The 10803-nt window shown below is 48.7% G+C and carries 8 protein-coding genes; 3 read left to right on the top strand and 5 right to left on the bottom strand.

Going from position 1 to position 10803, the window contains the following annotated elements; all coding sequences use genetic code 11:
• Positions 1 to 272: 272 nt before the first annotated feature.
• Positions 273 to 1424 carry a hypothetical protein gene (locus tag H6F50_RS00980; RefSeq protein WP_190425322.1) on the bottom strand — a complete coding sequence of 384 codons (1152 nt, stop codon included), beginning with the start codon at positions 1422 to 1424 and terminating at the stop codon, positions 273 to 275.
• Positions 1425 to 1767: 343 nt separating this feature from the next.
• On the opposite strand from H6F50_RS00980, the gene dacB reads away from it, so the two are divergent.
• The gene (dacB, locus tag H6F50_RS00975; protein WP_242028850.1) at positions 1768 to 3273 is read left to right on the top strand and encodes a D-alanyl-D-alanine carboxypeptidase/D-alanyl-D-alanine-endopeptidase; all 1506 of its coding nucleotides are present in this window, start codon (positions 1768 to 1770) and stop codon (positions 3271 to 3273) included.
• 131 nt (positions 3274 to 3404) lie between these two features.
• Here the strand turns inward: dacB and H6F50_RS00970 are convergent, their stop codons facing one another.
• Positions 3405 to 4463 carry an ABC transporter ATP-binding protein gene (locus H6F50_RS00970; RefSeq protein WP_190425315.1) on the bottom strand — a complete coding sequence of 353 codons (1059 nt, stop codon included), beginning with the start codon at positions 4461 to 4463 and terminating at the stop codon, positions 3405 to 3407.
• Positions 4464 to 5045: 582 nt separating this feature from the next.
• Between H6F50_RS00970 and H6F50_RS00960 the strand changes: the two genes are divergently transcribed.
• Positions 5046 to 6287: a hypothetical protein gene (locus H6F50_RS00960; protein ID WP_190425311.1), complete on the top strand. Its 1242-nt coding sequence runs from the start codon at positions 5046 to 5048 to the stop codon at positions 6285 to 6287.
• A 346-nt stretch (positions 6288 to 6633) separates the two neighbouring features.
• Here the strand turns inward: H6F50_RS00960 and H6F50_RS00955 are convergent, their stop codons facing one another.
• Together H6F50_RS00955 and H6F50_RS00950 are read right to left on the bottom strand one after the other, a co-directional pair.
• Complete coding sequence (locus tag H6F50_RS00955) at positions 6634 to 8220, bottom strand: iron ABC transporter permease (RefSeq protein ID WP_190425308.1); 1587 nt, start codon at positions 8218 to 8220, stop codon at positions 6634 to 6636.
• Between the two features lie 125 nt (positions 8221 to 8345).
• Entirely contained in the window at positions 8346 to 9452 is a 1107-nt protein-coding gene (locus H6F50_RS00950) for an extracellular solute-binding protein (RefSeq protein WP_190425305.1), read from the bottom strand.
• Between the two features lie 278 nt (positions 9453 to 9730).
• Here H6F50_RS00950 and H6F50_RS00945 point away from each other — a divergent pair, with 278 nt between their 5' ends.
• Positions 9731 to 9940, top strand: coding sequence for a hypothetical protein (locus tag H6F50_RS00945; RefSeq protein WP_190425302.1), 210 nt, complete (start codon positions 9731 to 9733; stop codon positions 9938 to 9940).
• A 67-nt stretch (positions 9941 to 10007) separates the two neighbouring features.
• On the opposite strand, the gene H6F50_RS00940 is transcribed toward H6F50_RS00945, so the two are convergent.
• Positions 10008 to 10787, bottom strand: a complete 780-nt coding sequence (locus H6F50_RS00940) for a superoxide dismutase (RefSeq protein ID WP_190425299.1) — start codon at positions 10785 to 10787, stop codon at positions 10008 to 10010.
• Positions 10788 to 10803: the final 16 nt, after the last annotated feature.

Below are 10803 nucleotides of genomic sequence, written 5' to 3'. Positions count from 1 at the left end.
CTCTCCGATAGGCGTCGAACCGCTTTTTAAATTAGCGATCGCGTTGAGTTCCTCCCGCAGTTCAAAAACTTGATAGGCACTGAAGCCACTGCCAATAATCGCCAAAATTGAAAGTACAACTGCGATGCCAGATAAAAAATTGCTCATACCGTTTTGGTAAGGGGTAATGGATCGTGAGTCAGTACCAACGAACTCAGAACAAATGACTAAAGACTCATGATTATGGACGAATAATGACTGACAAATCTCCACGATCCATTACCGATTCCCTCCTATTTAGAAATGGGCACATTCTTAAATGCCTGTACCTCCGGCACGTAGAGGTCAATAGAATTGACGTTTTCTGGCACCCTCAGCCAGACATAGGCATCTGCTGACGCTTGTGGGCGCAGCTGGAACAAAGAAACGGTTCCCGTCGAGCGATTAATCAAGTCAACGGCTTTGTAGGTTTCGCTCGTCTCTGGATTCCGCCCAGTGGTCCCGCCCACAGTAATGATGTCACCCCCAACCACTCGATCCGCTGACAGACGTCGGACGCGCATCTGCACGTTTACCACGTCGCGGTTTCTGGAATCGGGATCTTGAATTCGCTTCACAGACAGCAACTCTACTTGCCCCTTGGTGCCCAAAGCAGGCTGTACAAATTGACCGGGTTGAATGTCAGCGCTGGGCACTGGCGCAGCTGGCGCAGTGGTTGCAGGTGCTTGAGCTTGGGGCGATGGCGCGATGGTGGGTACTGGGGAAGCGGGGGCGGTTCCACCTACTGGGCTGGTGTTCGCATCCGCAATCGGCACATTTTTAAACGCCTGCGTTTGATCGACATAGATATCGAGGGTGTTGACACCTGCGGGGACTTTTAGCACAACATAGCCTTCTTGCGGTTGCCCCAGGCGCATCTGATATAAAGAAACCGTTCCTGATGAACGCTTTAAGGGATCGAGTGCTTGATAAGTTTCGCTGGTGATCGGATTCCGGGCAGTTGTCCCACCGACATTAATCAGGTCTCCTCCCACCACATCGTCTGCAAGACGATTAATTCGCATATCCACGCTGACTTCATCAGGCGCACCAAGAATTCTGCGGACGGCGATTAATTCTACCTGCCCTTTGTTGCTTAAGGCAGGCTCAACAAATTGACCGGGTTGAATGCCAAGGCTGGGCGCTGGGGCGACTGGAGCAGTTGGGGCGACGGTGGGGCTAATGGTTGAGCTGACAGTAGGGCTAGCGGTCGTCACTGGAACTTCTGCGGGAGCGATCGCATTTTCTTGCTGCATTCGCTGATACAGCCACCAACCAGCAGCAACTAAACCCAATGTCGAAAGTGCGCTTAATAGAGCAACCAAAAAATATTTACTTCCGTTGTTCCGACGGGGTGCCTCTGTATGGCGATCGCTTTTCTCAAAATCGCGCTCTTGAAGTGCCATGATTATAAGTACCTATTTTTTTCGGTTGTAAATACAAAAAAATCTATGATTATTCTGTATTTTATTCACTTTTTAAGACTCGATAAGCTCTACCATTAGAAATATTTTTATTGGTAAACTAAATCGTGCTTTTGCACCTATCCAAGGTAGTATTTTTATTGACAAGTCAGTTTTATTTGGAAAAATCTGAATGGTAAGTAGGTTGTCAAAAGAAAGTATCAGCTTATCCCAGCATAAAGAAACCTGTAGTCTCAAAAAAACAAGTTTATCTATTTTTAGCTTTTTCCCGCGCCCCTACTTATTCCTAAAAATTACTAAAATCAGTAAATGCCTGAGTTTCCTGTTGCTCCTAAACACACAATTGCTATCCTGGCAGGAAGCGGCGAGGGCAAATAATCCCGCTGTTTCTCCGAATCCTTCGATAAATTCAAAGCAGGTTTCTCAAGCAGAAAAACCCCAATCCCCTGCGTTGGTTTGTCCTGCCCAACTAGGAAACGCGATTGATGCTGTCACCAACCGTCCGGAATTTTCTCGTACTCGTTGGGGAATTTTAATAGAACCATTATCGACAAATTCAAAATTTCCAGAACGCACCCTCTACAGCCGCGAACCAGACCGTTACTTTATCCCCGCATCGAATACAAAGCTGCTGACAACAGCAGCGGTTTTAAACAAGTTAGGTTCTCAGTTTCGGATTCGCACCTCAGTTTATGGCACAAACGGGGGAGAATTGCGCGTAGTGGGACGAGGTGATCCTAGTTTCAGCGATACCCAGATAAGAGGCTTGGTACAACAGCTAAAGCGCCAGGGAATTCGTCAGGTGCAGCAGCTAATTGTCGAGGATGATTACTTTCAAGGACAGGCAGTAAATCCCAGTTGGGAATGGGGCGATCTACAGGCACCTTATGCGGCACCCGTTAATAGTTTAATTTTGAATCAAAATGCTACCGTGCTGACCCTATCACCGCGATCGCCTGGGCAACCGCTACAAACCGCTTGGATCGATCCAATTGCGATCGCGCAATGGCGACTGGAAAATAATACGGTGACAGCGGAAGCGAAATCACCGGCAGCGATCGCCGTTAGCGCTGTACTGGGGAAACCCGTATTACAGATTAAAGGTCAGCTGCCTGCGGGTGCCGAACCTGCATCCTTGGGTGTGGCAGTTCTCGACCCCGCCCAGTATTTTTTGCAGCACTTCCGGCGGGCTTTAGTAATTGCGGGGATTCCTATCGCACAGTCGCAGGTGGGATCTGGCAGAGAAAGGGGGGACGAACGGGAATTAGCCGTTGTGGAGTCGCCGCCGTTGGAGACTCTGTTGATGGAGACGAACCAAAACAGCAATAATCTCTATGCAGAAGCTTTATTGCGAACCCTGGGTGCCACCAGCAAAGGCGAGGAAACCACACTTTCAGAGAATTCGGCTGCAATGGGGTTGGCTGCTGTTAAACAAGCTTTAACGGAATTAGGCGTCGATCCCAATAGTTACGTGATGGCTGATGGTTCCGGGTTGTCTCGTCATAACTTAGTGAGTCCAAAAGCACTGGTGCAGACTCTCGAAGCGATCGCGCAAACCAAAGAAGCCGCAATTTACCGCGCCTCTCTCCCGGTTGCCGGTGTCAGCGGCACCCTAAAAAGTCGCTTTCAAAATACTCCAGCCCAAGGCATTGTGCAAGCGAAGACAGGAACGATGAGTGGAACGGTTTCCTTAGCCGGGTATATGAATCACCCAGAGTATCAAACGATTGTTTTTAGCATTCTCGCCAATCAATCCGACCAATCTGCCCCAACGATACGGCAGGCGATGGACGAAATTGTGCTGCTACTCACTCGCTTGCGTCGCTGTTGAGTGCGATACATCTGTAGGGGCATGGCAATCAAAAAGCCCCGACCAAGCCCAGTTCGCCGGGTCGGATTTGGAGATCCCCCAACCCCCTTAAAAAGGGGGCTATGAGCAATTTCCCTAATTTATCGAGAGTTTTAGTTGGGAAAAACTCGAACGCTATCACCGGCAATCGACAGCTGCACTCGCGTTCCTACCGGCAAGGCGGTATCAGTCATCGTGCGAGCGTGGAGTTCTTTACCAGAGGGAGTTTGGAGGCAATATCGGTACTCGCGCCCTAAAAAGCGCCGGGTTCGGATGACAACAGGTGCATCAGGAAATGGCTGTAAGATCAAGTCTTCCTGGCGAATCATGAGTTCGCCGGTGAGGCTAGAAATGGGGTCTTGCCGTCCGTTGAGGGCGACATCAAAACAACCGACTTCTGTCTCCCACAGATGACCTTGGCGTTGGGCGGGAAGGAAGTTGGCTTGGGTGACAAATTCGGCAACAAACCGCGAGGCGGGGTGGGTGTAGATATCTTCCGGAGTGCCCAATTGCTCTAAATGTCCTTGACGCATAACACCCACCCAATCAGAGATGGCAAGTGCTTCTTCCTGGTCGTGGGTGACAAAAATTGCTGAAGTGCCAATTGCCTTGAGAATCTCTCGCACTTCTTCGCGCAACCTCAAACGTACTTGGATATCGAGATTGCTCAGAGGTTCATCGAGGAGAACCAGCTTTGGTCGCGGTGCTAAGGCACGGGCGAGGGCAACCCGTTGCTGCTGACCGCCAGAGAGTTCGTGAGGATAGCGCTTCTCTAATCCTTGCAGACCGACAAGCGCGATCGCATCTTGCGTGCGTTCCTTGACCTGCTGTTTACTCAACTGTTGCAACCCAAAAGCAACATTCTCCGCCACACTCAGATGAGGAAACAGGGCATAGTCTTGAAAGACAATTCCCACGTCCCGATGCTCTGGCGGCACCCAACAACGGGAATCAGCAACCGTTCGCCCCGCAATCTCCACGCTTCCGCGGTAAGGTCGTTCAAAACCTGCAATCAGCCGCAACAGTGTAGTTTTACCGCAGCCAGATGGCCCCAGCAATCCTAACAAATCCCCTGGCTGCAAAGTCAACGTTACATCTTCAACAGCCGGAACTGTATTTTGGCTAAACTGCTTCGTTACATTCTGTAAGCGTAAAATTGCCGGTGGTTGCATAACTCAAAATTCAAAATAGGCGGCTTGATTAAATATCCCTTTGGCACAACAAATAATTTCAGGACTTACACAACTGTCACATGCGATAGCGAAGCGCTGCTGCGAAGCGCAGATTGCATCTCCACAATTAGGCCAAGGACATGGCTAACGCTGGACGCCTGAGTTGAGCAACTAATTTTCTCCTGAGAACCTGAATGTCAACCCTACGACAAACATTTGCAATGGTACGGGACCTGTAGTGGTAACAACAAGCTCTGGCAGGAATGCAAAGAAGAATAAAATTCCCTTTGGATTAGTGATACTGGTGACCAATCCAGTCCAGAAAAGTCTTCGGTAAACAATTGGAGTAACCGTTTTCGATGACTGAACCTGCTGCTTGCTCATCAACATTTGTACTCCTAAGAACAAATATATAGCACCAGCGAAGCGTATTAAATTAAACAGAAGCTCTGATGGCTGTAGCAATGCTGATAGCCCCAGCATGGCAAAACCAATTTGTTAGGTTCTTGTAGGAAGTCGTCTTCGGTTGCTAAAGCTGAAACATCAACATTTCTTATTTTCAATCCTTGCTTCAAAGTTGCTATGACGCAAATTGCTGAACAGTCTCCAAATAAATTAGTTCTCCGCCAGAATTACGTGTCCTTCGGTCGTGTGTTCCGAGAAATTCTCGTGACCGGGATAGGAGTTGGATTCCTTCTCTGGACCGGGCCTGCAAAATTGAACTGCCAACGGATAGAACCGACGCAGGTTACGTGTCAGTTAAGCAAACCGGGCTGGTTGGGGTTGGGGGTGTGGCAGAACACACCCATTCGTAATTTGCAGGCTGTGGAGTTGACAACAAATGTAGATGATGGGGTATTTTACCAAGTTCTGTTACAAACCAGTGAAGGTGAAGTTCCTTTAAGGGAATATAAAACTTCTGGGTTGGATAATACACAGGAGAGTGTTGATCGCATCAACACCTTCCTAAAAGACCCTACAGCAAATCGCTTAAGCATTGCACAGGTGGACTGGTTGCAGTGGTCTGGGTTACTCCCTGGTATGTTCTTCCTTGTGGGAATCAACGCGCTGTATGTCAGTCTTTTGAGTATCCGCTCTAAATTAATCGAGTCTTATTGCATTGACCAAACCCAGAATCGACTGACTTACCAATATGGGAGTCTGTGGAGACAACGCCAGGAACATTATGATTTTTCAGATATTCATCGGGTTATTTTAGATGTAGACCCTTGGGCAAAGGTGCGGCTCTTCGTCGAAATGCGATCGGGCGAGTTACTGTGTCTGTGTGGACAGGCTCACCCATCTGTAAAGTCTCCCTGGGAGGGAGCAGAGTGGCAACAAGTGCAGCCAATAGCAGATGAGGTCAGTCGTAGAGTTTACTGTCCCTGGCAATTGGCACTTGGATTTGGGCAAACCTGGATTGACAAATATGTAGCTCCAAACCCATACGCAAAAGGGATCGCACAGTGGTTGAGAGCGAACGTACAATCATCTAACGTTTGGGTCTTCGATCGGTCAGCCCACTGTATCATTTCCCAGGACAGTAATACGGTCAAGACCTACACGCTGAGTGATTTTGTTGATGTTCAGGTTCAGCTGACTCCTACTAGAAGACTAGTTCCAAAAGAAGATAGTGATGGTGACAAAATCTACGATGTCAACTATCAGATCGTTTTGGTGTTGACTTCCAAGAGACAGGTTGCAATTCAGTACTATTCCAGTCGCGAGTACAACTGGGAACCCGAAAGTGGCAAGCAGGCAACCGCACAAGTTCGGGCAGAAGAGACGGCTCAACGTATCCGCCAGTATGTCCGCAAAGATTAGCACAGCGATCGCCATCATCCATCAGGAAGGATCGCGTGCATGAGGAGAAACGCCTTGCCATAGGGGGCATAGCGTAGTTCTTCTGAGCGATCGCGCTTTCGTGGTGTTCTTATGCGATCTGCGCTTCGCAGCAGCGCTTCGCTATCGCTGTGCCAGTTGCGTAAGTCCTGAATTTGATAAAAACCATATAGATAGCAATCTTTAGTGATTCATGAAACCCGCTTCCTTCTCTTCCTTGGCGTCCTATAGCGCTAATGCTCATCTCTCTCGTGCATCCGCGCCGCTTCGCGAACGCTAGCCCGTCCTTGGCGGTTCGTCAAAAAAATCTCCTACAAACCATTTCCGCCTACTTATAACTCCTCACGCGCTCTTGAGATAACAGTAATAAAGTCGAACCAATTGAAACTAACAACATAAATAGAGAGCCAGTTGCTGCCTCAGCAAACTCAACATTTTCCGTCGCTTTCCAAATCTTTACAGCCAAGGTTTCAAAGCCAATCGGTGCTAATAGCAAGGTAGCCGGTAATTCTTTAATTGCCGTCAGAAACACCAACATAGCTCCAGCAATAACACCCGGACGCACCAGCGGAAGCGTAACTTCTCTGAGAGTTTGCCACGAACTTCTACCCAAACTCCGCGCCGATTCTTCCAGCTGCGGATTCACCTGTAAAAGCGAACCCCGCACGGTTCCCACCGACTGGGGTAGAAACAAGACAAGATAGGCAAACACCAACATCGGCAGGGTTTGATACAACTGTGGCAAGTAGTTTGCCCCAAAAAATACCAGCGACAGCGCCACCACAATTCCAGGCAAGCCAAAGCCAATATAAGAACAGCGTTCAATTATTGAAGTAATTCGCCCAGGAAACCGCACCGCTAAAATTGCCACAGGTAAGGCAAAAAGAGTGGCGACACCCGCTGTAATTCCTGACGCCAAAATGGAATTGAGTGCAGCCGGTACCAGATTCGGAAGGCTGTAGCCATTATGGAGTCCGCGAATCAGCCAGAACACGGTAATGCCAATAGGAAGCACTAAAGCGATCGCTGTCACGACCGCACAAAAAGCCACCGCAGGCCACTTCCAACGCCCCAGCAGCAAAACTTTAGGGGGGCGCTGGGAGGTGGAGCCGCGACTGTAGTATGCTGCACGCGATCGCGCCCGATACTCTAACCACAAAATCAACAGCACCAGCCCCACTAATACCAACGCCAAAGCCGCTGCTGAATTGCGGTTAAAACTTGCCTTGTACTGCAAAAAAATTGCCCGTGTAAAGGCATCAAACCGCATTAACGACGGCGTCCCAAAGTCCCGCAGCGAGTACAACGCCACCAATAAACCCCCAGCCACCAATGACGGGCGCAACTGGGGCAAGATAACGCGAAAGAAAGTAGCTTGACCGCTTTGACCTAAACTCCGGGCGGCTTCCTCCAGGGTGGGATCAATTCCTTGCAATCCAGAACGGACACTCAATAGCAGATAAGGGTAGGTAAATAAGGTGAGTGCCAAAATCACCCCAGGCCAGCCGTAGATCGAAGGTAATTCCTGCACCCCCAAAGGTTCCAGCAACAACTGCAACAAACTACCCCGTGGCCCAAAAGTGGCAATCAGCGTAAAACTCCCTACATAGCTAGGAACTGCCAAGGGTAAGGTCGTCGCAATTAGCCAAAATCGGCGTCCCGGTAAATCGGTTCGCACGGTTAAAAATGCCAGTGGCACGGCAATCAATGCCGAACACAGGGTCACGATTGCCGCCATTGCCGCACTGTTGAGCAAAATGGTGAGAGTTCGGGCACGGGAAACTAATTCCCAGAGCGCTTCCCCACCGACACCAGCCGTCCGGATGACCAAATAAGTCAGAGGCAGAGCGATCGCGATCGCTACTGCCGCTGCTGTTAAAGTTAGAAATAAAGGGGGTCGAGCTGCTTTCTCCAATCAGTTAATCGATATGGGGATTAACAACCAGCAATTCAACAAAATTGCGGAAATAACATCACTTTTGAAGGCTGGTAATGGGTAATAAGAGTTATCAGTACTTATTCCCCATTCCCACAAACGACTTAAATTACCTGTGTCTCCTGCAAAAGCTTCAACGTTGCATCCAAGTCGTTCAGATTGCTTAAGTCAATGGCAGTCGCTTGGCTGGGAATTCCGTTGAGTGCTTTTAAATTCCCCGCCGGAGCGATTCCCGAAGCTAGTGGATACTCATAAGTCTTGGTGGCAAAGTATTTCTGAGCATCCTGAGCCAACATGAAGTCCACAAACTTCTGAGCAATATTGGGATGTTTTGCACCCTCTAAAATTGCCACGCCCGCCACGTTAACCAAGGAACCAACATCATTGGTAAAGTGATGATCCACCGGAGCTTGGGGATTTTCTTGCTTGAACTTTTCTAAGTAATAGTGATTGACAAATCCGACCGCAATTTCCCCACGGGATAGCGCTTCTACAATTGCCGCATTTTTGGGGTAAGTTTTGGGATTGTTGGCTTTAATGCCTTCTAGCCATTGCTTAGCTTTCTCATCCCCTTGCGAGACGCGCAAAGCGGTGACAAAGGACTGGAAGGAGCCATTCGTAGGTGCCCAACCAATTTTTCCTTTCCACTTTGGATCGGTAAAGCCAGTGATAGATTCTGGTAAATCTGCTGCCTTAACTAACTTGGTGTTGTAGTCTACTGTCCGCACTCGACCCGTAATTCCAACCCACTTCCCATCCGGTGAGCGGTAGCGGCTTTCTACCCGATCGAGCAGTGAAGTTGGCAACTGCGATGCCCTACCTGCTTTTTGCATTGCTCCGAGTGCCCCGGCATCTTGAGCAAAGAAAACGTCAGCCGGACTATTTTTACCTTCTTCCAGAATGGCTGCTGCTAACTCAGCGGTGTCGCCATAGCGGACTTGTACTTTCGCCCCAGTTTCCTTTTCAAACTGTTTAATCAGGTCGCCAACCAGTTTCTCGTCCCGTCCTGAGTAGACCACCAGTTCTTTTTCCAATGGGCCGGTGGCGGCAACTGGGCTGGCAGATGGACTGGCGGCAGTCGTACTGGCAGGGCTGCTGGTTGGGGAGGTTGCATTGGGAGTCGTGACACTCTGGTTGTCAGAGCAGGCGATCGCTAACCCACCGCTCGCAGTTGCCAGTCCCATTAAAAACACAAACTTTCGACGCTTCACCAGGTTACTCCTCAATAAAATCTTATATTGACAATGTTTTTTAACTAGGTAGCTAAGAACCGTTTGTTAAGTTACCACAAACAAATTCTCCACCCACTACCTGTACAAAGGGTTGCTTTTCTTTGAAGCCATCTTCTATAGCCTGTGTTATCAACTTTTAGTAACGTAATTGACAACCTTTGAATATAGCTGCAAAAAGAGTTATTGTCAATTATTATCATTAAGCTACAAAAATAGCGCTGTAGATGCATTGGGTTCCCAGGATCGGGAGCATCCCGATGAGAGCAAATTTCCCAGAGGCGGGAATCCGGCGAGACAAACGAAGTCCATCTAGCACTGCGAGAGCCACCTCGCGCTTCACAGCCTCAATTGAGCCTGCTAACCAAGGCTTCGAGCAACTAGACCGGGATGGCACTAACACAAAGAGTTTGCAAATAAATTTCCGGATTAAAGCTAAAGTAAGCTTTAACTTACTGGTCAGCCTTTAAACCCGTTTAAACGGGTTTAAGCTATTAGCCCAAACTTTAGTTTAGGGCTGAAATCAGCGGCATTCAACTAAGCTGATGCTTTCTCAAATCGCTGGTTTACTGCATTCCAATTAACGACGTTCCACCAAGCATCTAAATAATCAGCACGCTTATTTTGGTATTTCAAATAGTAAGCGTGTTCCCAGACATCATTGCCCATAATCGGATACATTCCTTCCATCAACGGACTATCTTGATTCGCCGTACTCATCACTTGCAACTTCCCATCCTTACCGCGAACCAGCCAAGCCCAGCCGCTGCCAAAACGCTTGCTACCGGCTTCATTAAATTGCTTTTTGAAAGCGTCAAAACTGCCAAAGCTTTGATTAATCGCTTCGGCAATTCTTCCCGTCGGCGCTCCACCAGCATTGGGTGCCATGATTTCCCAAAACATCGTATGATTTACGTGACCGCCGCCGTTATTGCGTACTGTAGTACGAATATCTTCTGGCACGCTATTGATGTCACGAAGCAATTCTTCAGGACTCTTGCCTTTGAGTTGCGAGTATTTATTCACGGCTTCATTCAGATTTTTGACGTAGGCGGCATGGTGTTTATCATGGTGAAACCGCATCGTCGCCTCATCAATATGGGGTTCCAGAGCATTGTAGGCATAAGGTAAAGGCGGCAGTGTAAAAGTATTTACCGTTTGCCCCTGCTGTTGTGCTTGCGGTGTCTGCTGCTGTGCTTGCTGGTTTTCACTTTTTGGAGTTGTTTGAGCTGCACAAGCTGCGGGGAAAGCCCCAATGACGGCTGCTCCGGCAGTGCCACCTAGCAGAAACAGGAAATTTCGACGATAAAGAGCCATAATTCAATCAATTTCG

The organism is Coleofasciculus sp. FACHB-712 (genome assembly GCF_014695635.1).
GTDB lineage: Bacteria > Cyanobacteriota > Cyanobacteriia > Cyanobacteriales > FACHB-T130 > FACHB-T130.
This window is presented reverse-complemented; position numbering and strand designations above follow the sequence as displayed.